Here is a 24,430-nt window from a genome sequence, read left to right on the forward strand (position 1 = left end):
TTTATCTTTTTTAAAATGTTTAAATAATATTGAGCGACCTAATAGTTGCTCGACTAATGAAAGGTTATTTTATTTAATAAAAATGTCTAAAAAAATGTCAAATAAATTATCCTCATTACACAAATCACAATATGCATATATTGCTTTATGAATATTATTCGCAGTATTACTTGTGGCAGTTGTACTTCTAAGTACACTATACACAAAACCTGAAGATGCGGCCGCTATCGCATCAAGAGCGAATACTATTGCTGCAATTGCGCTATTATTCGTTATTGTGTTTTTAGGAGCAATCGTTGCTACAGTTTATGTACACGGTTTTGTGCTTAAAAAAGCTCAAAAAAATTCAATTTCAAAATCTGGAGGTAAAAAATAATGATGTCAATGTCAAAAAATAACCAACAAACCAGTTTTTGAACAAAAGTAATGTCAAAATTAAGCTCAATTGGTGCTACACTTATGTTCCCTATCGCAGTTTTACCAGTTGCAGCCGTTCTTTTAAGAATTGGTGCTGAAATCCCAACAGATACAGCATTCTCAAAATTAATTCAAGAAATCATTATCAAACCTGGTGCTGCAGTATTTGATAATTTACCAATTTTATTTGGTGTAGGTTTAGCTTTTGGATTTACAAAAGATAAACGTGCGGAAGCCGCATTTGCCGGATTAATAGCTACATATATTGTTATAGCTTTAGTTCCTTCATTTACAACAGGATTCTACGGAAATGTTGCATTTAGTGAAGGAAATGGTTTTGAAGCCTTATTTGGTGGAAAATATAATGCGGTTTTAGGAGGAAACGTACTTAATGGACTTGCAATTGGTGCTTTAGTTGCGTATGTATACAACAATACAAATTCAGTTAAATTACCAAAAGTTCTTGGTTTCTTCTCAGGAAAAAGATTAGCTCCAGCATTAGCTATCATTTCTGGTTTAGTATTCTCATTCGTATGAGCAATTGTTTTCCCATGAATAGCATACGTAATTTACTTAATTTCTAAAGCTATGTCAGATGCAGTTTCAATAAAAGAAGGTTCAGATTTTGAATCAGCTAGATGAACAAGAGCTGCAATTATGGGAGTTTATGGATTTATAAATAGATTATTAATTCCATTTGGATTACACCACATTCCAAATAACTTATTCTGATTCCAATTAGGAACATTCGCTAAAGAAGGTGGTGCAGCAGGCGAAACAGTTAACGGAGATATTTTCATCTTCTTACAAGGTGTTGCTAAAGGTAACCCTGGTGGAATCTTCCAAGCAGGATTCTTCCCAATGATGATGTTCGGTTTACCAGCTTTAGTTTTAGCATTTGTTAAAACAGCTGCTACAAAAGAACAAAAAACAAAAGTTATTGCTTTATTTGGTTCAGCAGCCGTAGTTTCATTCTTGACAGGTATTACAGAACCAATCGAATTTGCGTTCTTATACATTTCACCACTTCTATACTTCATTCACTCATTATTAACAGGAATATTTGCATTTATTACAGGTGCATTCGGAATTCAATTAGGATTCGGATTTAGTGCTGGATTTATGGACTTCGTTCTTTCAATTCCTAAATCATTAAGAATTATTAATGAATCTGGTTACGAAGGTGCTGCTAAAGTTATGGCAAATCCATTCTGAATTTTACCATTAGGATTATTAACAGGTGTAACATACTACTTCACAGGTTACTTCATGATTACAAAATTAAACTTAAGTACACCAGGACGTGGAGCCGGAGTTATTGCAGATAGTGAACAAGAAGAAACAACTTCTACAACAGAAGAAGGTGAATTATCAGCAAAAGCTAAAAAAATTGTTAGTGCATTTGGTGGATGAGACAATATTGTTGAATACAACAACTGTGCAACAAGATTAAGATATACAGTTAAAGATTCTTCAAAAGTTAACGAAGAAGAACTTAAAAAATCAGGAATTTTTGGACTATCAAAAGTTTCAGATACAGGATATCATGCAATTGTTGGTGTTGAAGCAGAAAGTTTAAACAACGAAATAGTTTCAAACAAAGGTGCAAAATTACAATAATATAATTTAAATAATATAATAAAAATTCAAGTATTTAAGATGCTTGAATTTTTTTAAATAAAAAAGTTCTAATTAATATTTACTTAGAACTTTCAAGTTTTAAATATGCAACTTGTGCAATCATTGCTCCATTATCGGTGGAGTATTTTAGCGATGGAATAATTGCATCTTTGTGTAATTTTAAAAATTCATTTCTAAGAAAAGTATTTGCGCTAACACCACCGCCTAATACAATACTTTTTGGATTATATTTTTTTATTGCAACACTCATCTTTTCAATTAAATATTCAACAGCAATTTTTTGAAAACTAGCGGCTATTTTATTTTTATCAATTGAATTATTTTTCATTTTTTCAGAATTAATTAAATTTAAAACCTGAGTTTTTAAACCGCTAAAAGAAAAATCTAATTCATTTTCTGTTTTAGGCTTTGTAAAGTTAAAAAAATCTCCTTTGTAATTTTGATAAATCTTATCTATTAATGGTCCTCCAGGAAAACCTATACCAGTTCTAGAGGCAACTTTATCAAACACTTCTCCAACAGCATCATCCAAGGTTTCACCTACAATTTCAAAATTATTGTAATCTTTTGCATATAAAATTTGGGTATGTCCTCCTGAAACTAATAGGCATAACGATGGAAAAAAAATCTTTTCTGTTATTGTAGCAGACAAGAAGTGACCATGTAAATGATTTACCGGAATTAGAGGTTTATTCATAGATATAGATAATGCACTCGCAAATAAATAACCAATTTGTAAAGAACCTATTAATCCAGGTTCTTTAGTATATGCTATATAATCAATCTCGGACAAATTATATTTTTTCATGATTTCATTTTGTAGTATCGCTATATTTTTAACATGTTCTCTAGATGCCAATTCAGGTATAGTTCCGCCATATTTTTCAAAAATATCAGTTTGAGAAATTGATCACATATCTAATATTTTTCCGTTTTCCATTATTGCAATTGAAGTGTCATCATGAGAGGTTTCTATGCCAATTATTTTCATTACTTAATTTCTCCTATTTGAGGCATTTTAATGTATAAAGGTTCAATTTCCAATAAATTTTTAGTTTTGAAAATATCTTTATAATTTACGAAATTTAATTTCATTTCAAAATAATTTATCTTACTTTTTTGTTTACCGTTATCATCTAAAATTTTAATTGATGTTTTAATTTCTTTATTTAAATCTAGTTTGTTATAAAAATACATTTTTTTACCTTGAGCATCAATAAAAAAATCTTTTTGATTTGGATTTTGAATTTCTAATATAAAAAAAGAATTTGTGTAAAATAAGTTTTTATTTTCCAACATTGCCATTGTCCTTAAAAAAACCAAACTAGATCTTACTCCTGTGAAGAAACCAGGACCGACATTTGTATAATATGCATCAATTTTTTTATTAGTTAAATTGTTTCTACTTAATATTTTTTTGTATTGATCGACAATTAAATCGACTTTCTTTTTATAACCTTCTAAAATTATTGAATCAACTACATTAAAATTATTATCAAATAAAAAAATAACAAAATCAGTTGATGAAGTGTCTAAAAATATATTCATTTTATTTCTCCTCTAATTCAATAAATCTTTGGTCATTAATTATACTAATCTTAATTTTTGTAAAATTATCAAACTGATATTTTAAATATTCAGACCATTCGATGGCAACAATATTATCTTCGAAATAATCTACAAATTCGTCTAAATCTCCCTTGTAGTTATATAAATCAATATGTATAAGTCCGTTATATGTTTTCATGTAATTAAAACTTGGAGATGTAATTTTGTCTTTTATTTCTAGTTGTTTTGCTAACAACTTAACGAAAGTTGTTTTGCCTGAACCTAAATCACCGTATAATAACAAAATTTTATTTTTCTTAATCAATGGTAATATTTTTCTTATAAAATCATCCAATTCTTGTAAATCATTAATTTTTATTTTCATCATTCTTTTCTCAAAATTTATTTATATCTTTTTTAGTAGCTACTACGACCGCTTCTGGTCCAACATGAATCAAAATAACAGAAGGAATAAATGCACTTTTTGCTATTATGTCATATTTGTTTTTTATATATTCTATATAATAGTTAATTGTCTCTAAATCAGAAGATATTATCAATATATCCGTATTATAATTATGTTTTTTTAATTTAGATTCAATTTCTTTCTCTACCGTTCTATTAAAAACTAGACCTTTACCTTGTTTTAAAAGCTCTCCGTTTTCGAACCTTATCAATGGTACTACTTTAAGGAGTTTTGCAAGTGTGGCTGCAGCGGGTGTTAAACGTCCTCCTTTAAGTAAATAATTATTATATTTCGGTATTAAAGTAACGTCTAAATCTTCGTCTCATGGCTCAACCTGTTTTATCGAATATTCTAAATCATTAGTTTCTTTGTATGTTTTAATAAATTTATTAACTTGCATTTGCAGTGTTCCTGAAATATTTACCGATTCAATAACTCTAAGTTTAGGATAATCTTTTTCTAAATTTTTTAACATTGAGTATTGACTTGATAAGTATTTTGAAATAGGAAAAACCACTATTTTATCATATTCTTTTGATAATTTTTCGATCATTTTGCAAGAATAACCTATTGGTGTAGCGGATGTAGAATATGTTTTAGTTTCTAAATTAAAATTTTCAAAAATATTGTAATGACTAATATCTATTCCATCATAAAAATTTTTACCATCAATTTCAATAATTAGAGGTAAAAAATAAAAACCTTTCGAGTTTGCTTCTTTTTCTGTTAAACCAATTGATGAATCCACTACTATTGCTATTTTTTTCATACGTATATTATAATATAAAATAACAATTAAATGTGTTATAATATAAAAATGATTATATGCAATGTTTTAAATGAAAATTTCGCAAATACAAGTATTGTTTTTGTTAATTCAAATATTAAAAAAATTAATAAAATTTATGGTGATAAAATAGTATTTTTTGTTGACGAAAACAAGAATGTTTCTTCAATAAATATTTTGGATAATAAGAAGTATTTTATTGAAAATAATAATAAATTTTTTAGATTAAGTAGCGAGCAAATTAATATCATTAAAGATGAGGCTAATAAACTAGGATTAGTGATAAAACCTATAAAAATGTTTCAATATGGTAAAATCCTAAAAAGAACTATTCATGAAAAAAGTAATAAATTGTTTGTTTTAGAGGTTAATTTTAATGAAGAAAAAACTACTCAAATAATAACGAATACATTGGATACTTTAGAAGGAAAAGTGTGTGTGTTTGCTAGAATTGGGGCAACCACCTTCTCAGGACTTGAAATTTTAAGTGGTAAAGTTATGAATATAGAAAGTAACGGTATGGTAACAAGCTATAAAACATTAGGAATTGAAAGAGATGGTTTAATTTTTGGCGATGAGACACAAGTGGGACAGGAGTTTGATTTATGTCAAGACATTTAGTTTTAAAAGACCTTGAAAAAAGAGGTATTCTCAAAGATACAAGTAATATTGAAAAGTTTTATAAAACTGACGATGAAAGTGCTGTTTACGCTGGTTTTGATCCTACAGCTGATAGTTTACACCTTGGTAATTATATTCAAATTGCAATACTTTTAAGGTTTAAATCATATGGTTGAAAAGTTATTGGTGTTTTGGGTGGTGCTACCGGTATGATTGGAGACCCTTCTTTTAGAGATAGCGAACGTCAATTGCTTGATAGCGAAACTTTAAATAAAAATAAAAATAAAATTAGACAACAACTAGAAGGATTTGGGATAGAAGTTATTGATAATTTTGAATTTTATAAGGATATGAATTTTTTAACATTTTTAAGAGATGTTGGAAAATTAGTAAACATATCAACAATGATTAATAAAGATTCAGTTGCTAGAAGATTAGAAAAGGGATTGAGTTTTACTGAATTTTCATATCCGTTGATACAAGGGTGAGATTTTCTTCAACTTTATAAAAAGTACAATGTACGTGTCCAATTTGGCGGTTCAGATCAATGAGGAAATATTACAACAGGTTTAGAAATAATTTCTAAAGTTGTTGGAAACGATCATGAAGCTTTTGTGTTTACTTCCGGGCTTCTTACTGATGAGAATGGTAATAAATTCGGTAAATCCACAGGTGGAGGTAGTTTGTGACTCGATAAAGAACGTACAAAGCCTTTTAATATGTATCAATTTTTAATAAAACAAACTGATACTATAGTAGAAAAATTACTTTTATGATTAACTTTTTTACCTATTGAAAAAATAAATGAAATTATGGAAATTCATGATTCTAATACATCATCTCAATATGCTCAAAAAACACTAGCATACGAGGTTATTAAAAATATTCATGGAGAAAACGAGGCTATTAAATCAAAAACAATAAGCGAAATTTTATATAATAAAAAACTTGATTTGAGTAGTTTTGATTCTAATATTTTATCTTCTCTTGAAAAAGAAATACCTTTAGTAGAAATTAAAAAAGACTCTAATTTAATAGAACAATTAATCAATAAATCAATTTTAAAATCTAAAAGAGAAGCAAGAGAATTTATCCAAAATAAGGCAATTAAATTTAATTTAAAGCCAGTAAACGAAGATTTTGTTGTTTATTCAGAATATTTTAACAACAAATACGCGTTATTGCACGTTGGTAAAAAAATTATTTATATTGTTAAAATAATTTTTTAATTTTAATAAATAAAAAAATCGCATTTTGCGATTTTTTTATTCTTCTTCTTCATCGTACTTATCGTTATTTGAAGAATTATTACCTTCTTCGTAACTAGCAGTGTATTTACAATTAGGAAAATTACTACATCCGATAAATTTTTGTCCTTTTTTATTATTTCTAATAAGTAATTTATTTCCACATTGTGGGCAATTTTCATCAAGTTCAATTAATTCAAATTGAACTACACTCATTTTACCTGTAGCTTGTTCTAATGCCACTTGAAATTTGTTTCAAAAAGCTTCCATTAAATTATTTTTTTCGAGTTCATTATCTGCAATTTTGTCTAATTGCTCTTCAACTGAAGCTGTATACAATTCATTAAAAATATCTGGAAAGGCATTTATTAAAGAATCACTTACTTTTATACCAAATTCTGTAGGTACAAGTTGTTTACCTTGCATATTAACATAAGCACGATCTTTTATTATTTTAATTGTTGAAGCAAAAGTTGAAGGTCTACCTACTTTTATTTCATCTAGTTTTTCAATTAATGTTCCATCATTATATCTTGGAGCAGGTTTTGTCTCATGTTCTTCAAAATTAAATTGTTCGACAGCAACAATTTGATTTAGCTGATAATTTGGATCATTTTGTTCTAATTCTTTATTTGTAACTATATAATAACCATCAAAAATAATTTTTGAATAAGTGTTTTTAAACATATATTCTTTAGTTTTATAAGTATATTGTTTACTTTCTCTAATAGGTTGTTTTATTAGCGCCATTAAGGTGTTTTCATAAATTAATTTATAAACTTTTAACTCACTTTCTGACATTTCGGGATACTTACTTTTTGCTAATTCTGGAGTCAGTTCTAAATCTGTTGGTCTAATAGCTTCGTGGGCATCTTGATCACCACTAAAGCCTTTTATTTCTTCAGCTATATAGTCTTTTCCTCATTTTTTAGCAATAAATTTATGAGCTTCATTCACAAAAGTTTGCGACATTCTTGAACTATCGGTTCTTGGGTAACTTATTAATCCTCCATCTCCATAACCCTCATAAAGATTTTGTGCCGCAGATTGTGTAGAAGAAGAACTTAATGGGCTTTTTTTGTATAATGTAGCTTGTTTGAAAGGTGTTAATGCTCCAACTTTTCTTTGACTTTTTGTTATATTAATTACTTCTAATTTTAGATCTATGTTTTCAAAATCTTTTTTAATTTTATCGATATCTTTTGTTTCGATTCATTCTCTTTTTTCTGAACTATTTTCAGAATTAAAATACATAGCTAAAACATCATTATTTACTAACTTTGCATTCAACTTGTAATATTGCTCAGGTATAAAAGCATTTATCTCTTTTTCTCTATCTACAACAAGCTTAAGTGCAATTGATTGAACTCTACCCGCAGTTGGCGTACCAGGAGAGTTTTTGAATTTTTTTCTAATCAATTGACTTACTCTAAAACCAATGATACGATCTAACATTCTTCTAGATTTTTGTGCATCAACTAAACCTTCATCTAGTACGCTTGCCTTTTCAAAAGATTTTAAAATTGCATCTTTTGTTATTTCGTTATATTTAATTCTTGAGTACATTTCAGGTTTTATTTTGAAATATTCAACAATATGTGATCCTATCGCTTCACCCTCACGGTCAGGGTCTGTTGCAATGTAAACATGTTTAGCTTCTTTTAATGCACTTTTTATTCCGCTAACTAATTTACTTTTGCCTCTTTCTAGAGAATAAGAAGGTTCTCAATTTTCAAAATCAATACCTAAACCGTATTCTCCGCTTGTTTTCATTTTTAAAAAATGACCTACTGAAGCAATAACTTCATAATCGTCACCTAAATATTTTTTAATTGTATTTACTTTATTTGGTGACTCGACAATAACTAAATTTTTCATAACCATAAATATATCACAATTATTAAGTTTTTTGTCAAGTTTTTCATTTTAATATTTATTAAATTTATAATTTAAATTTCTTAAAATATTATTAAGAAAATATACAAAATTTTATATAATTAACTATGAGTATGTATAGAGTACTCCTTGGCAAATATTGCCCAGAAAGACCAAAAGGAGATAAAAAATGGTTAAATACGAAATTATGATGATCGTTGATCCTAAAGCAGACTCTAAAATTGCATTTGATTTACTTAATGAAGTTTTCGGTGCAGGAGTTAAAAAAGCTGAAAAATTAGAGAAAAACGAATTAGCATACGAAATAAATAAATCTAAATTTGCACAATACATTCAAGCAGAAGTTGAAACGGAAGCTAACTTACCTGCGGAATTTACACGTCGTGCAAATATCATTAAACAAATTTGAAGAACACTTGTAATTAATTTAGATAGCGAAAAAGGTTTAAATAGTTCTAAAAAAGAAAAACCAAACAGAAAAAGAAGAACATTCAAACCATACGATAAAAACAACACAAGAAATGAAAATAACTCAACTGAAAATACTGAAAAACCAAGAAGACGTACAACAGTAAAAACTGAAAAAGTTGAAAAATAATTTTCGAGAAAGAAAGGTAGTTATTTAATATGAATAAAGTTATTTTAATAGGTAGATTAACATCTACCCCTGTGTATAACGCAACAAGCTCAGGTGTAGGATACACAAGATTCACATTAGCAATAAATAGAAGAATATCAAATTCTTCTAATAATGAAATTACTGATTTTATTAATGTTATTGCTTGAAGATCTACAGCAGAATTAATTGCGAAAAACACAACAAAAGGTTCTAAAGTTATGATAGAAGGTAGTATACAAACAAATACTTATACTTCTAGAGAAACTAATCAATTAGTTAGGTCGTTTGATGTTGTTGTTGATACATTTGAATTCTTGGAATCTAAAGATGAATTCCAAAGAAGATTGAGAAATAACGACAATAACAACCAACAAATGCCAAATAATGGATTTAATAATAATTTTAATAATAACTATCAACAACAAAATAATTTTAACAATCAAAACCAATGACAAAATAATAATTCGGTTCAAAATAATGTTATGAATAGTAAACATAACTTCGAAGATATTACAAGCGGATATTCTGAAAACGAAAATAATGAACCGGATGACCAAGAGGTTTTTGGTTAATATTTCAAGGAGATTAATATGGCTTACAACAAACGTAAAAAAGTTTTTTCAAGTAGAAGAAAAGTGTGTTCATTTTGTGAAAACAAATCTAACTATGTTGACTACAAAGACGTTGAATTATTAAACGGTTATGTATCAGCAACTGGACAAATTAAATCAAGATCAATTACAGGTACATGTGCAAAACATCAAAGAAAAGTATCTACAGCTATTAAAAGAGCTAGATTTATTGCTTTAATGCCTTACACAGTAGTTCGTGTTCGTAACTTATCAAAATAATTAAATTAATAAGTTACTACAAATTCATAATAAAAACCTCTCAATTTAAGTTTTGAGAGGTTTTTGTATTGATTAAATTTTAATCAGTAATTATTTTATTTTTGTTTACAAATTCTTTTTTAGAAGAACTTAAAATCATTATTGTGGCAACAAAAGTTGCAAACGGAACGATGAATCCAATTAATAACAAAGTTCTAATTTTGTCTTTTGTATTTATAGCTAAAATAATATGAGTAACAAGTATTACTATAGAAAATGCAAATAATAAAATTCCTATTATTATAGAACCGATTAAAACTCCCTTAGCACTATTATAAACTTCACTTTTGTTTGTGTAATAATTACCATATCCATAATTGTTATAATTGTTGGTTGCTTTTACAGCGCTTGTTACGTTTATGGCTATAATTACTATTATAAGTATTAAGATAAGAATTTTACTTAATAAATTTGTTAAAGCTAATTTTTTATTTTTATCCATTTTTACCTTTCTTTTTTAATTAATCAATATAATTCTAAAAAAAAAAAAAAAAACGGAAGTATTTTTTCAAAATTTTATTATTCATTTTTTAAATTAAAAATTTTTCAAAGTAGACATAGGTAAAAAATGTATTTTTAAAGTGATATAATTTTATATAGATAGGAGTTATTATGGATTTTCATGAAAAAAATTTAGCAAGACAAAGTATTAGAGAATATGATTTAAATCATCCACTTTCTGAAAAAGAAAAAGAATATATTATAGATGCAATTAAAAATACACCAACTTCTTCGAACTGACATTCATCAAGTGCTATTGTTATTACTGATAAAACTATATTAAATAAAATAGCGGAACTTTATCCTAAAGGAACTCACATTAGAACAGCTTCTATTTTTGTTATATTTTTAGCAGATTTTAATAGGATGAATATGGTTTTAAAAAGTAATCCTGATGTTAAATTTAATAAGAATTCAACAGAAACATATACTATAGCTGTTGGCGATGCCTTTATTCAAGCTACTAGCGCACAAGATCAAGCAATTGATTTAGGGCTTGGAACATGTTTTGTTGGTTTTGTTAGACATGTAGCAAAAGAAATAATTGAACTATTAAATATAAAAGGACAAGCATTTCCGGTCATTGGTCTTACAATTGGTAATAAACTTAATAACAATACTTTAGTTAAGCCTAAAATTAATCGTGTATTTATGAATAATTATGATATTGAAAGAATATCTTCGGATATAGAGGAATATAATCCAAAATTAGTGGATTATATAAAGGAATCTTTTCCAAATATAGATCCTTTAAATTATGTGGACTCTTCAATAAATTCGGCAAAAAGACATTCGGTTCAAACTGAACTTATTGAAGAAATTTGAGATTTAGAACTAACTAAATAAAAAAATGAAAGGAAGCATTTTCCTTTCATTTTAATTTTATTAAATATCTGATGTATTTTTTGTTGGTGTATATTCTATTAATTTATTATTGTCAAATTGGAATTCTGTAGGAATATTTGTTTTTTCAAAACCATTAGGGAATAGTCATGTATTTTTAACTTTATTTTCTTTAAAAAGTTTTTCCATACTTTCACGATATGAATTTTGTTGATCTTTCCCACCACCATAAATTAAATCATATTGTGGTAGGTTATAATCTCCGAATAAACCTTTATAATTATATCCTTCTGATCTAAAAGCAGATGATAATCCGGTTTTAGCTCCTTGAAAACTTGCGTGATATACAGAAACCATTTCGTTATTTTTTGTTCTCACACCACTTCCCGAAGCTCCACCACCCGGAACATAATTTCTTGGTAGATATTCAAGACCGTATAAAATGTATTTTTTGTTATCGTCAGAAACATATAAGTTATCAAATGGTTTTTGTTTTGCTCCTACGGTTGGTGAAGAAATGAAAGCGTCGACAACACCTGGTTTGTCTATAAAACCACGCCAAGCAACATTGTATGATAAAAAGTTACCACGGTCAAGTTTCTCTTTTGTTCTTTTATCGAACTCGTCTTCTGTCACAGTTTTATTATAATAATCCCCATCAGCATTTGTTCATAAGCTATAACCATGTTCACGAACTTTCATTTGATCTTCTTCAACGTATTGTTTTATAAATCAATCAAATCAGTTGTTAGATTTTGATTTAGGATAACCTAAAATAATTAATTGATCCAATTTATTTAAGTCTACATTTCTAGATAAAATAGGATTATTTATTTTTTCATAATTCTTTAAATATGATTCTGATTTAAACTTAACTTTATCTTCGTCCTTTCAATTTGCATAATCATTTGTTATTCATTTTGCAAATTCTTGAGGACTTTTACCTTTTAATTCGTTGGTTGAAATTTTTTCGAAATCAATTTCAAATATTGAAAAATCAAGAAATTCTTGTACATCCTTATATTTTTCTTGCTGTTTATTTATCAAATATTGTGATGGATTTGTTTTTAAATAATCTTTAGCATCAAAAATTCTTTTTAACGATTCTTTTTGAATAACTCCTGTATTATATTTATCAGAATCTAGTGGTATTACTTTTAATTTTGAATAATCACCTCTAACAGATTCCTTATTTACATTTGTTATTGACATTCCCGCAAATCTACTTGGATTTATTGCATCCGCAACATGTAAGTTTGTACCAAAGTAAAATTTAGTTGGATAATGTCCGCTTTCAGGTAACTCGTAATCCATAATTCAAATGGTTCCTGCAATAACATCCTGAGAGTCTATAAATTTATTTTGAATATCTCACATACTTTGTGCTTTTCTTATAAAGTTTTCTGCGTTTTGTTTGGTTTGTTCGTTTATTTCATTATCTGATTTTATTTTATTTAAAACAACATCTTTATATTTATTTAAGTAATCTGTGTAAATTCTAGCTGCACCATTTTCATCGCCATTCATTTGTTGAACTAATGCTCTAAAAATATCGATTGTTATTTGCTCTAAATAATCTTGAAGAGGATTTTCCATAGTATCGCCGTGTGCTTCGTTAATTCTTCTAATAAATTCATCTTTTGCGTTTTTGTCGTTTATTTTTTCTGCAAATTCTTTTAATTTTTCAGGGTTCTTAACGTGCTTTCTTAATAGGTTTCTTTGATTTTCATCTTCACTAGCTAAATAATTATTAATTTCTACGTGATATGTAATGTAAGATGCATCTAAATAATTTTTGTTTGTTATTGTTCTAGCTAAACCTTGATCGTTTCCAGGTTTTTTTCCTAAAGAATCTACTCACGAATCTTTTTTACCTATTTCCATTACATCATTTAAAGCTAAACCTTCTACACTATTGTTTGATCCATATTTTGGTAATGTAAATCCTTTATATACAGCACTTTCGTAAGGGCTAAAACCAACTTCCTCGGCCTTTTTATTGAAGAATTTTATGTTTTCGTCAGTGTTTGATGTTAATTCTGGTCTAATTGCTTGTAAATCGCCTGCACTTTTTATATAGTTCTTTAAAGCAGTTAAATAAATGTTATCGTCATATTTAAATTTTTCGATTGGAGTTTTTTTAACGTATTCTGTTATTTCGTTGTTTGATGTAGGTTTTTGTAATCCACCTAATTCAGTTCCACCGTATTGTTCTCCGTTTTCGTCAGTACCTTGTTGGTTGCTTTTAAAACCAGAAATTTGAATTTGTTTAACTTCTGATGTCTCTCTAGTTAATCTATTTTTAAATGTAACATAAAAAACAACATTTCCTGTTTTGTTTGGATTTTTTTCTCCTTCTACACCTTTTGCGTTATTTACTTCTATATCTAAGAATCATGCATATTCATCGGTAGGTACAAATTTATCTAATAACATATTTCTAATTACTTGTGAAGGTAAAACTTCAGATTTACTTTGATTTCTAATAGATTCAAATGCGAAATTAAAATGTGTTCCTTCAGCTGGGTCAGTAACTACTTCAGTGAATTTTTGTTTAGATAATTTTTTTTGTTCTTCGGTTGCAGGTTTTTCTGCTTCCTGAGTTGCTGATAAAAATAAATTAAGTAGTTGTTTATTTTTGTTAGATACATTAGTTTCGTTATTAGCATCATCTATTTTTGAATTAATTTCACTTCTTTTTGATTGGTCAACTATCCTTCTCGAAATTTCTTTTGTTGTTTTTACTAATTGTTCAGAATTACCATTTTCTAATATTGATTTTTTTATTTCGTTATTAATTGCATCGAGTGCTTTATCATCGCTCGCTTCTCTAATTTTGTTGATAAATTCGTCCTTATTAACATCGTTTGGTAAGAAATTTATTAAATCAGTAACTTTATTCTTTTTGATATCAATTGCACTTGTAGGTTGATCTTCATTTTCTGAGCTATTAGTAGAATTGCTATTAGCTTTTTCAGAAGATTGTTTATTGTTTGCTCCACACGAAATTGCAGTGACAATCGAAGTCATTCCGAATGTTAAGGATAACAATTTAGTTCATTTATTTTTTTTCATTTTTTATCTCCTATGAAAATTCTCATGTTTCATCACTATCAACAACTTCATATCCATTTGCTTTTAGTTGTTCGATTAAAGCGATATTTTCTTTATCCACTTTTATTGTATTTTTAAGTTTACCCAATGATATTAAAGTTCTTAATTCGTTAATACCACTTGTACTTAAAGTTGTATTTCCTTTAATGTAAACATATTGAGTTTCATTATTATTTGAAAAGGTAATTTTGGTTTCGGGTGGTCCCGGTTCTCCTATAACCATATTTTTAGAAAATCCGGCATCATTTAGTTCGTTTGCGTAAATGTCGAAGTAAGAACCAGTATTAAATAAATTAACTTTTCTAAGTCTTCTTTGTGGTTTTTCTGGGTGAACTATGTCGGTGAATACTAAATTTTTGAGTGATCTAATTTGTGGGACTCTGCTAAAATCTAAATTCATTGGGTACGAGTAATCTCCACTACTAAAAAAAGGTTCGTGGTGCCTTGCTCAATATACCAATCTTAGACCGTCGTTGATACGTTTAAATTTAGCAACATCATTTGGAGCATTTTCTATTAAGTCTCCTTTATCAAATGAAATTGTATTAAATACTAATCTTGTAGCTAATTTTGAACCGGGTTTATAATCAAAACCTACGTTATAATCAATGCTGTTTACTCAAGCAACATTACGGAAAGAAAGTGGGTTAAGATTTCATTCTTCTTTTAACGAATTACCTTCTGTGTATAACGAAAGTTCGTCAATTTCTTTATCTTCAAGTTCAATTAATGATGAAGTATTAGAAGCTGCCGCATCAAAAAATAATTCTAATTGCGGTAACTTTTTGGGTAAAGCTTTTAAAATGTCTTTGAATTTTTGACCTGCTGATTTTTGACCCATGTTTAATATTCTATATGAAGTTATTTCAACTTTATCTTCTGTAAGTTCTTCAATTAATGATTTGGTTTTTTCGTAAGCTCTATCATCACTTGCGTCAATACTTACAACAGTACCTTTTTCTCTCTTGATTGCAGGGTCATTATTGGTTCTTGTAAGTTCATAAATTTCTATACCATCAATGTTTTGGATATTATATTTTTTAAATTTAGGATCACTTTTTATATTTCTTTTTTCTCATCCAGGGTATAAGCCGTCTTTAATTTGTCCGCCAGTTCTCCACATTCAATCATTATATCCAAACGCTCTTTTTTCAATATTATCTCTATAATATCTATTTAATGTTTGGTTATGACCATCGGGAACGGCACCTATATGACTGCTTATTTCACCTTTTTCATTTATATATGAACCTTCCGCTCCTAAAGTATGACCTTCCTTGAAAAGATTCTCTACATCGTTAGAAATCTTTGTTAATTTAGTTTGATCTAAATTACTCATTAATCATAAAAGTCTCTCATATTTTATCTTTTCATATGGTTTGCCTTCATATAATTTTTTATGTTCAGGCCACTCTCTTTGTCCTTGCTCTGTTAAAAAATTAACAAAGTTTTTTTCGTTTTTAGGATCAAATAACAATCCAAATCTATCCTCAAATTTGCTAAAAGTATTTTGATTAGATGGTCTACTAAAATAAAGTTCTCAATCTCAAGTTTTACCAGTTTGTTCAGTTTGTTTTACTATTTGTTTGTAATCTTCTATGTGTGCTTTAAATAAGCTTTTATTAGTAAATAAGAAATCTGTAGCTTTTGTAACTTGAGCTTTTCTAAGTTCTTCTGTTGCTTCAATGCTTGTGATTTTAGTCCCTATTAAATCAATATATTTAATCCTATTATTTAATTTATTATTAATATCATATTCTTCTACAACCGGTTCTTTCGGAAATTCTCTTTTTACTCTAACTCTAACTCCATCAATAACTGCCCTATTATCTGACGGACTAGGTTCTGGATCTTTAACTTCTTCAGGTACAGGTTCCGGCACTACTTTAACAATTGGTGAAGGTTGTTCAACTGGTTTTGACTCGGGTTTTTCTATTGGTTTAGGTATTGGTTTAGGAGTAATTATTTTGGGTTTTTCTATTGGTTTAGGTATTGGTTTAGGAGCAATTTTTTCTCTTTTAGGATTTATTTTGTTTTTGATTATTTCTTTTTCTTTAATTGGTTCTGGTTTAGGTTCTTCAATAGGTTTTGGTTGTGGAATTTCTTTTAAATTATCATCAATTATTGAAGTTTCACCTCTGACAATATCTAAATTATTTTTATTAATTAATTTTGGTCTTGTGTTTTCTATTTTAAATTCGTATTCACTTGAATTTTTTCCTGATGAAAAATTATAAACACCAGCGGCCAAAGAAGTGGAAATAGCTAACGAGGAAATAATGATAGCCACATTTATCTTATTTTTCTTTAATTTTAAAAAATGCATTACTTTCCTCCTATTAAATTTAAATCATAAATTTGAACTATGATCATTGGATATCGCCTTCTTGTTCGTCGTATGTACTTACGTTGTATCCACTATTTCTCAATTGATTAATTAAATTTGTTTCATCTTGTGGAACTTCGATTATAGTGTTTCTACTAAAAGTATTATCACTAAAATCAATTAATGTATTTAAGTTATTAAATCCGCTCGGGTTGAGAGTATGACCTTTTGAAGTTCCTTTAATACGTATTTTATTGGTTGTTTTTCCGTTACTAAAAATAATTTTTGATTTAGGAACATTGAATGAATTTCTATCAATAATATCATAGAATTGAGCATTATTTATTTCGTTAGTATCTATTTCGAAATAATCTCTATCATTAAATAAAACTAATCTTCTTAATTTTCTTGTTCCTGGATTTTTATGTTCTATATCATTAAAAACTAAGTATCTTAAAGATTTCATTGCAGGTACCCTACTTAAATCTAAACCAACAGGATAACTGTTGCCCGCTTCGTTTCTGTCAGGTTTTAAACCTGGACCAAAACCACCTTGGAATATTTTTTCATTATTTCTAACTCAATATGCCATACGCAATCCGTTATTGACTGAAGTTGCATCTACTCCGTTATCTGTCTTAATAAAATCTTCCTTGTCAAAAGATAAACTATCAAATGTAATTCTTGAAACTATTTTTGCATCGGAGGCATATCCGAAACTTACGTTATAGTCGGCTGTATTAACTCAAGCTGCCCCTTTAACTGCTCATGGATTTAAGTTTCATTCTTCAACTAAAGAATTTGTTGTTGTATAAAATGCCATTTCATCAATTTCTTTATCTTTAAGAGCTCTTAATGATGAAGTGTTTGTACTTTCTAAGAATAATTCTAATAATGGTATTTTATTAGGTAATGCCGCAAAAATATCTTTAAATTTTTGTGAACTATCGTTTTTACCTATATTTTTAAATCTAAATCCTACAACTGGAATATTTTTTTCTTTTATATCATTAATTAATTTGAGAGCTTTTTTATATCCAATATTATTACTTGCGTCAATTGTAATAACATCTGCTTCATTTAATTTTCCTTCTTCTCTTGTATCTCTTGTTAAGTGATCGACTTTAATTCCGTCGCCAGGTTGAATATCTAAATTATGTTCGCTTGCGTAATTTGAAGTTACATCTCTATTACTTCAACCATAATATCCACCGTTTGCAATTTGTTCAGGATTACGAGTATAAATGGTTTTAAATCCAAAAACTCTTTTTTCGGTGTTATTACGTTCATATTCTGCTATAACTTTATTTACAATTGGTGAGTATGTATGAGAGTCTAATTCCCCATTTTCAGTTATGTAAATATTAGGATCATCTGGGTCTATAAAATAACCTTGTTCTAGTTGTTTTCTAGCATTTAGTGTAGGGTTTTTAAATTTTTCGAAATCAATATATGTTATAAGAGCAATGTCGCTAATTTTAATTTCATGGCGGTTACCGGCTCTATCGTAATACTCATAGGTTCCTGGTATTTGTTTTATTTGGTCATATTTTTGAACCCCTTCATCTGTAAGGAATTCTTTTATTTTATCTCCATTTTGTAGCAGTCTACCAAATTTATAAACTATGTCAATATAATAATCTTCGTTTTGTCTAATTAGTGATTTTTTTGCTGTCTCAGTTTGTCTTGAGTCCAAATTAAATTCATTTAGAATAAACTTAAATGTATTTATTTTAGTTGAAATCGATTTTCTCGCGTTTTCAGCGGTTCTTGCAATTAATTGATCAGTCACAGTAATACCATTTAAATCTGGTGTGATTTCTGCTCTATAAGGAACTCTGTTAACAATCCCTTTTTCAACATCATTTCTAAAATCCTGTCTTTCCGGAAATTCTGTAACACTAACTTCTACTTCTCCAAAGTTTTGATAAACTTTTTTAATTGTTTTGGTTTTATATTCTTCTTTGGGTTTAGGTTTAGGTTGTTCTTGTGGAGTTAATTTAGGTTCTTCTTTTGGTTTGATTGGTTCTTTTATAACTTCAGGAATAACTTCTTTTGGTTTTTCAATTTTTGGTTTTTCCTCAATAGGTTTCGGCCTGTCAATAATTACATTTTTAATTGGTTTAGGTTGAGGTTTTTCAATAGGTTTCGGTTCAGGTTTTTCTTTGATGTTTCTATCAACAACGCTTGGAGTATAAACGTCTAAATCTAAATTATTTTTGCTAATAATCTTAGCATCACTACTTGTTATTACAAAACCTGGTTGATTATAGTTAGAGTTTAAATTGTTAGCAGCATAAACTACCACACCAGATAAAGCACTAACTGATGCACTTGTAAGTCCTATAATCAAGTTAACTTTTACTTTTCTACTAAACATATTCATTTCTCCTTAATACAATTAAATTATATTCTTTTAATAATTTAAAAAATATTTTACCAAATTTTTTAAATAGCAAAACATTATTACTTTTATGCCTTGTATATAGGTATATATAATTATTTTATAATTATAAAAATTCATTTTTTTAGTTTTTTTATTATAAATTTTTATTATTTTATTCTTTTTTTTATTTTTTATACCTTATTTTTGTAAAATAAATTTGTTATTAAAAATGAAAAGGAGTTTTAAAATGGTTATTCATAAAAAAATATTTCAAGGAATTAATTTAAGAATGTTTTTGGCTTTATTGTTTTTTGGGTTTTTGCCAACTATTTACAATACAATAAGAATTTATTGACTAGGTCAAGTTCCTAATGTTTGAACCTTCTCTATTGCTGCTCAAATGCAATGAGTTCAATTGTTATATGAAATTCTTCAAGAGTCCTTTATATTACCTTTATTTTTCTTTGTTGGAGCCGTTATTAGTCAAAAAGAAAAATTAATTAATAGGTTGAAAACAGGTATGTTATTTACTTTTTCAATTTATTTACTTTTAACATTTATTGTTATTGGAGCTGCTAGGCCTTTAACAATAGCGATGGCTCAAAATGAGTCTATTATTGATCAAACCGTTGCTTATGTTAGGTTAGAGTCTATTGCAAGTATTATTAACATAATGTTTAGATTTATTTTGGTTTCCTTAATAACAATGAAAAAAGACAAAAATATCTATATACCATTATTTTTACAATTATTTTTAATTATAATTTTAGATATTTTTTTCATTTCTAATTTAAGTATTTCTTTACAATTAGGAGTAAATGGTGTTGCTATAACTAATATAATAGTTTCGTCTGTTTTGCTTATAGTAAGTTTTATCTTGTTACATTATGAAAAAATTAATATTTGAAAACTTTCTAAACTAGATTTTAAGTGATTTAGAGAATTTTTGCCAATAAGCGGATTGTCTGGTTTAGAAACTTTAGTTAGAAATTTATTTTTTATGTTCATGGTTGTTAAAATGGTAAATATGGTTGGTTCAGCTGGTGATTTTTGAACTGCAAATAGCTTTATTTGAGGCTGATTATTACTTCCTATATTACAACTTGGAGAGTTAATCAAAGCTGAAGTTGGTACGAATAAAGAAAAAGCTATTAAAAATAACACATTTGGATATTTTGTTATTGTGAGTTTAGTTATATTGATTTGATTTTTAACAATCCCGGGGTGAGATCCTTTTTTAAAAAATGTAATGGGATTAAAAAATCATAAAATAATTTATCATTTAGCTTTAATTAGTTTAGGTTTTTATATTACTTTTGCGTACAACAATATTATTGATAGTATATTTTATGGTTTTGGTAAAACAAATTACATGTTATTTCAATCGTTATTTGTCAATATAACTTTCTTCGGAATAATGTTTATACTTTATAAGACTAATGTTTGAATTCCGAGTTTAGAATCAATAACACTAATGTTTGGTGGAGGTATAGCGGTCGACTCTCTTTTAACATTTGGAATGTTTTATTGATTTCTTAAAAAAAGAAAAATGAGTATATCGAATTTAATTAAAAAATAGATGCCTAAAACATCTATTTTTTGTTAAGCTATTTTTCTTAATAACTCAAGAACTTCTGCTTCTGTTGATAATTCTACTGCTTGACTTGCCAAATCTTTCATTTCTTGAAAACTTAATTTATTTACTAATTCTCTTGTTGGTAAAACATTTGATGCACTCATTGAAAATTCATCTAATCCGAGTCCAACTAATAAGGGAACCGCTCTTTTATCACCAGCCATTTCTCCACACATACCTGCTCATTTTCCGTGTTTGTGTGCTCCATCGATAACATGTTTAACTAATCTTAAAATTGATGGATTAAGTGGTTGATATAAATAAGAGATATTTTCGTTCATTCTGTCTGCTGCCATTGAATATTGAATTAAGTCGTTTGTACCTATTGAAACAAAATCCGCATACTCTGCAAACTTATCTGAAAGTATTGCTGCCGCAGGTGTTTCCATCATTAATCCTACTTCAATTTCATTTTTGTTTTTAATGTTTGGATATTTAGGTTTTACTTCTTCATATGCTTCGTCAAAAACGGCTTTAGCATCTAAAAATTCCTTAACATTTGTTATCATCGGAAACATAATAGCTACTTTACCGAATTCACTCGATCTTATTAAAGCACGTAGTTGTGTTTTAAATATATCTGGATTTTGTAAACAAAATCTAATTGCGCGATATCCTAAAAAAGGATTCATTTCTTCTGGGAATTTAAAATATTTAAGAGTTTTATCTCCACCAATATCAAGAGTTCTTATAACAACTCTTTTTCCATTCATACGTTCAACAACTTCTTTGTAAGCTGCAAATTGTTCTTCCTCTGTTGGTCAATGATCGTTATCCATATATAAAAATTCTGAACGGAATAAACCAACCGCTTCCGAGTCGTTTTCTAAAACAGCATCTAAATCTTTTGGTGTACCAATATTTGCTGCTAATTCAACATGATGATCATCTTTGGTTTTTGATTCTTTACCTTTTAATTCTTTGATTCTTCTTAAATAGTCATCATATTCATTTTTGAGTTTATTGTATTCGTTCATTTCATCTTGATTTGGATTAACAATAACCTCACCTTTTGCACCGTTAAGAGCTATAATGTCGCCATTTTTGGCATTCTTCATTATTGTGTTAGTACCAACAACTGATGGTATTCCTAAACTTCTAGCCATAATAGCTGTATGTGAAGTTGGCCCTCCAATGTTAGTTACAAAACCTTTAACGTATTTTTTGTTTAATTGTACCGTTTGAGATGGACTTAAGTCCTCTGCTACAATAATAACTTCTTTATTAATGTTTAATAAATCAGGTTCTTCAATACCGTTAATTACATACAATAATTTTTTTAATACATCTTTTATGTCTGCAGCTCTTTCTCTCATATATTCATCTTCCATATTTTCGAAAATAGATGCAAATTCATTATAAAATGTTTTTATTGCGTGTTCAGCACTAATTTTTTCGCTTGTTATTTTATTATTAATTGTTTCTATTGCAACAGGATCTAAAACAAATCCCATGTGAGCATCAAAAATTGCTTTGTGTTCTTCGTTGCTAGCCAATTCTTTTGTTTTGTTTAACTTCTCTAAAACAACATTTCTAGCATTTTCATATAGTTGGACTTCTTTTTCTACATCTTCGGTATTAGTAGTTATATCTACCGGAAGTTCTTCGATTTTAAAAACTTCAGCAATAGCAATTCCGTTTGATGCGCCTATACCTTTTATTTTCATAATTTTACCTCACTTTGTTTGTGTTATTGACTTTAATTATTTTTTAATTATTTAAACATGTAAAAAATTTATATCATTTAAATGAATAAAAAAAACATGAAAACAATGCCATAAAATATCCTTAAAAACTAATAAAATTTATGTTAAATTATTTTTAAGATAAAATGGACTTTTTTATGCGGCTTTTCGTAATAATAATACATTATTTATGCATTAAATATATAAAATAAAAAAATAATTTCATTTTTTAAAAATATAATACAATTATAACTATGAATAATAAAAAATCAACTAACACAGATTCAAATTTAGTACCAGATTTAAAGAAAAAAAATATGGATTTTAAAAAAATACAAAAATATAAATCAGCTTTTTTTAAACAAGAATCTACATCAAATAATCAGGATATACTTCTAGTTAATAACGATGCAGCTATTGAATTAGAAAAAGAAAAACTTAAGTATAAAATGGGTATATACTTAAAAAACAACAAAAAAGTTAAAATAGACTTAAAAATATTATTTCAAAGATATTGATGAAGAGTTTTAACTATTTTAGTTGCTGCAATAGTATTTAATTTAGGTACTTACATTTTCCTAAGGCGTGCCCAAACCATACCTTCTGGTGTCACAGGTATACCTACTTTAATCAATTATGCTTTTGAATCTACTAAAAAATATTTTTCACTAATATATTTGGCGATAAATGTTCCATTATTTTTAATATTTGGATGAAAAATTAAGAGGTCTTTTTTAGTTTTAACTGTATTATTTATGCTTTTTCAAATTTTAGTTCAAACAACAATTTTTGATCAAGAATCAGTTTTAAATTTTTTTAACGAAAAATTTGTTTTAACTAGCAAAGTGAATTTAAAAGAAGTTCATGATAACGACCCTTCTAATCTACTTTATACAATGATTGGAGCAGCTTTAATAGGTATTGGTATTTCTCTTTCTTGAAAAGCTGGTGGATCAACCGGAGGAACAGACGTAATTGGTTATTATTTTTCGATGAAAGCTAAAAAAAATATAGGTTTTACATTAAGTATTATTGGTTATGTAACCGCAATTATGTTTCTAATTATTTTTGCTTTTTTAAGACCTAATGAAGTCGAAGATGCAAACGGTAATAAACATAAAGTTATTTTTGGAGTTCGAGAAATTTCGACTTTTATATATGTTTTTGTGATTAATTATGTAGTTGATTTAATATATCCAAAGTATAAAAAAGTAACTCTTTCTATTGTAAGCAATACACCTGATAAGATACTTGCTTATTTTAAATTAATTGAATACTGACATTCGTATAGAATTGAAAGATTTAAATCTGGTTACACCGGTAAACAGGGCGTAAAGATAACTACATCAATATTAATTTTAGAGTCCCCAAACTTAATTCATGATTTAAAATTCATAGATCCAAATATATGAATTTCGATTACAGATGAGAGAAAAATAGTCGGTAAATTTAATACAAATTATGTTGAATAGCGGAAAAAACGCTATTTTTTATTTATTTAGTTTGTAAAACGAAAAAAATATAAATATATAGCGAAAGGAGGTGAAATGGTTTTGAATCAACTAAAAAAAATTGAAAAAGATAAAATGACAAGTATTAAACCTGGATTTGCTTTTACTTCTTTAATTGCCGGAATTCCGCTTTTTATAAATTCGTTGGCTACAGTGTTAGGTTTTTTTAGAACGGCTTTTAGTAAAAAAGGTGAAATTAAAGATAAATTAACAACATTTAAGTGAGATGATGATGTAAAAAACACGAATAATGATCAATATACTATTTTATAATTTGAGTTAACAACTTTTATTTA

General features: G+C 27.5%; 21 protein-coding genes. 11 read left to right on the top strand and 10 right to left on the bottom strand.

Annotated elements, in window-relative coordinates:
• Nucleotides 1-94 precede the first annotated feature (94 nt).
• On the top strand, nucleotides 95-376 hold the full coding sequence (locus JXZ92_RS01350) for a hypothetical protein (RefSeq protein WP_205851996.1): 282 nt from the start codon (nucleotides 95-97) through the stop codon (nucleotides 374-376).
• Complete coding sequence (locus JXZ92_RS01355) at nucleotides 376-2,037, top strand: PTS transporter subunit EIIC (protein WP_205851997.1); 1,662 nt, start codon at nucleotides 376-378, stop codon at nucleotides 2,035-2,037. The genes JXZ92_RS01350 and JXZ92_RS01355 overlap by 1 nt, the downstream gene beginning before the upstream one ends.
• Before the next feature lie 79 nt (nucleotides 2,038-2,116).
• Here JXZ92_RS01355 and tsaD read toward each other — a convergent pair whose 3' ends face one another.
• From tsaD to JXZ92_RS01375, 4 genes are read right to left on the bottom strand one after another with little or no spacing between them, the layout of a single operon-like run.
• The gene (tsaD, locus tag JXZ92_RS01360; protein WP_205851998.1) at nucleotides 2,117-3,049 is read right to left on the bottom strand and encodes a tRNA (adenosine(37)-N6)-threonylcarbamoyltransferase complex transferase subunit TsaD; all 933 of its coding nucleotides are present in this window, start codon (nucleotides 3,047-3,049) and stop codon (nucleotides 2,117-2,119) included.
• Nucleotides 3,049-3,606, bottom strand: coding sequence for a hypothetical protein (locus JXZ92_RS01365; protein ID WP_205851999.1), 558 nt, complete (start codon nucleotides 3,604-3,606; stop codon nucleotides 3,049-3,051). The genes tsaD and JXZ92_RS01365 overlap by 1 nt, the downstream gene beginning before the upstream one ends.
• A 1-nt stretch (nucleotide 3,607) precedes the next feature.
• Nucleotides 3,608-3,991, bottom strand: coding sequence for a tRNA (adenosine(37)-N6)-threonylcarbamoyltransferase complex ATPase subunit type 1 TsaE (gene tsaE, locus JXZ92_RS01370; RefSeq protein WP_374967673.1), 384 nt, complete (start codon nucleotides 3,989-3,991; stop codon nucleotides 3,608-3,610).
• Entirely contained in the window at nucleotides 3,975-4,841 is an 867-nt protein-coding gene (locus JXZ92_RS01375; RefSeq protein WP_205852001.1) for a DegV family protein, read from the bottom strand. Before JXZ92_RS01375 ends, tsaE begins: the two co-directional genes overlap by 17 nt.
• 48 nt (nucleotides 4,842-4,889) lie before the next feature.
• Here JXZ92_RS01375 and tapR point away from each other — a divergent pair, with 48 nt between their 5' ends.
• Complete coding sequence (gene tapR, locus JXZ92_RS01380; protein ID WP_205852002.1) at nucleotides 4,890-5,480, top strand: TyrS-associated PheT N-terminal domain-related protein TapR; 591 nt, start codon at nucleotides 4,890-4,892, stop codon at nucleotides 5,478-5,480.
• Nucleotides 5,465-6,709 carry a tyrosine--tRNA ligase gene (gene tyrS / locus JXZ92_RS01385; protein WP_205852003.1) on the top strand — a complete coding sequence of 415 codons (1,245 nt, stop codon included), beginning with the start codon at nucleotides 5,465-5,467 and terminating at the stop codon, nucleotides 6,707-6,709. Before tapR ends, tyrS begins: the two co-directional genes overlap by 16 nt.
• A 36-nt stretch (nucleotides 6,710-6,745) precedes the next feature.
• Here tyrS and topA read toward each other — a convergent pair whose 3' ends face one another.
• Entirely contained in the window at nucleotides 6,746-8,605 is a 1,860-nt protein-coding gene (gene topA, locus JXZ92_RS01390; protein ID WP_205852004.1) for a type I DNA topoisomerase, read from the bottom strand.
• Between the two features lie 187 nt (nucleotides 8,606-8,792).
• Here topA and rpsF point away from each other — a divergent pair, with 187 nt between their 5' ends.
• The 3 genes from rpsF to rpsR are packed head-to-tail and all read left to right on the top strand — an operon-like array spanning nucleotide 8,793 to nucleotide 10,093.
• The gene (rpsF, locus tag JXZ92_RS04140) at nucleotides 8,793-9,221 is read left to right on the top strand and encodes a 30S ribosomal protein S6 (protein WP_205852005.1); all 429 of its coding nucleotides are present in this window, start codon (nucleotides 8,793-8,795) and stop codon (nucleotides 9,219-9,221) included.
• Between the two features lie 29 nt (nucleotides 9,222-9,250).
• Nucleotides 9,251-9,814, top strand: coding sequence for a single-stranded DNA-binding protein (locus JXZ92_RS01400; RefSeq protein WP_205852006.1), 564 nt, complete (start codon nucleotides 9,251-9,253; stop codon nucleotides 9,812-9,814).
• Between the two features lie 18 nt (nucleotides 9,815-9,832).
• The gene (rpsR, locus tag JXZ92_RS01405) at nucleotides 9,833-10,093 is read left to right on the top strand and encodes a 30S ribosomal protein S18 (protein WP_205852007.1); all 261 of its coding nucleotides are present in this window, start codon (nucleotides 9,833-9,835) and stop codon (nucleotides 10,091-10,093) included.
• Nucleotides 10,094-10,172: 79 nt separating this feature from the next.
• Here rpsR and JXZ92_RS01410 read toward each other — a convergent pair whose 3' ends face one another.
• Nucleotides 10,173-10,574 (bottom strand): hypothetical protein, encoded by a 402-nt coding sequence (locus tag JXZ92_RS01410; protein WP_205852008.1) that lies wholly within the window; start codon nucleotides 10,572-10,574, stop codon nucleotides 10,173-10,175.
• Nucleotides 10,575-10,744: 170 nt separating this feature from the next.
• Here JXZ92_RS01410 and JXZ92_RS01415 point away from each other — a divergent pair, with 170 nt between their 5' ends.
• Nucleotides 10,745-11,479 (top strand): nitroreductase family protein, encoded by a 735-nt coding sequence (locus tag JXZ92_RS01415; RefSeq protein ID WP_205852009.1) that lies wholly within the window; start codon nucleotides 10,745-10,747, stop codon nucleotides 11,477-11,479.
• A gap of 39 nt (nucleotides 11,480-11,518) precedes the next feature.
• On the opposite strand, the gene mip is transcribed toward JXZ92_RS01415, so the two are convergent.
• Genes mip through JXZ92_RS01430 form a run of 3 tightly spaced genes read right to left on the bottom strand, consistent with a single transcriptional unit; the run spans nucleotide 11,519 to nucleotide 19,296 of the window.
• On the bottom strand, nucleotides 11,519-14,551 hold the full coding sequence (gene mip, locus JXZ92_RS04145) for an Ig-specific serine endopeptidase MIP (RefSeq protein ID WP_205852010.1): 3,033 nt from the start codon (nucleotides 14,549-14,551) through the stop codon (nucleotides 11,519-11,521).
• A gap of 10 nt (nucleotides 14,552-14,561) precedes the next feature.
• Nucleotides 14,562-16,916 (bottom strand): putative immunoglobulin-blocking virulence protein, encoded by a 2,355-nt coding sequence (locus JXZ92_RS04150; protein ID WP_205852011.1) that lies wholly within the window; start codon nucleotides 16,914-16,916, stop codon nucleotides 14,562-14,564.
• Between the two features lie 37 nt (nucleotides 16,917-16,953).
• On the bottom strand, nucleotides 16,954-19,296 hold the full coding sequence (locus JXZ92_RS01430) for a putative immunoglobulin-blocking virulence protein (RefSeq protein WP_205852012.1): 2,343 nt from the start codon (nucleotides 19,294-19,296) through the stop codon (nucleotides 16,954-16,956).
• A gap of 253 nt (nucleotides 19,297-19,549) precedes the next feature.
• Between JXZ92_RS01430 and JXZ92_RS01435 the strand changes: the two genes are divergently transcribed.
• Nucleotides 19,550-20,881, top strand: coding sequence for an MATE family Na+-driven efflux transporter (locus JXZ92_RS01435; protein WP_205852013.1), 1,332 nt, complete (start codon nucleotides 19,550-19,552; stop codon nucleotides 20,879-20,881).
• A gap of 23 nt (nucleotides 20,882-20,904) precedes the next feature.
• Here the strand turns inward: JXZ92_RS01435 and ptsP are convergent, their stop codons facing one another.
• Nucleotides 20,905-22,605 carry a phosphoenolpyruvate--protein phosphotransferase gene (gene ptsP, locus JXZ92_RS01440; RefSeq protein WP_205852014.1) on the bottom strand — a complete coding sequence of 567 codons (1,701 nt, stop codon included), beginning with the start codon at nucleotides 22,603-22,605 and terminating at the stop codon, nucleotides 20,905-20,907.
• Between the two features lie 272 nt (nucleotides 22,606-22,877).
• Here ptsP and JXZ92_RS01445 point away from each other — a divergent pair, with 272 nt between their 5' ends.
• Complete coding sequence (locus JXZ92_RS01445) at nucleotides 22,878-24,095, top strand: YitT family protein (protein WP_205852015.1); 1,218 nt, start codon at nucleotides 22,878-22,880, stop codon at nucleotides 24,093-24,095.
• An 81-nt stretch (nucleotides 24,096-24,176) separates the two neighbouring features.
• Entirely contained in the window at nucleotides 24,177-24,407 is a 231-nt protein-coding gene (locus tag JXZ92_RS01450) for a hypothetical protein (protein ID WP_241006920.1), read from the top strand.
• Nucleotides 24,408-24,430 lie beyond the last annotated feature (23 nt).

The organism is Mycoplasma sp. CSL10137 (assembly GCF_017116845.1).
Lineage (GTDB): Bacteria > Bacillota_I > Bacilli_A > Mycoplasmatales > Metamycoplasmataceae > Mycoplasmopsis.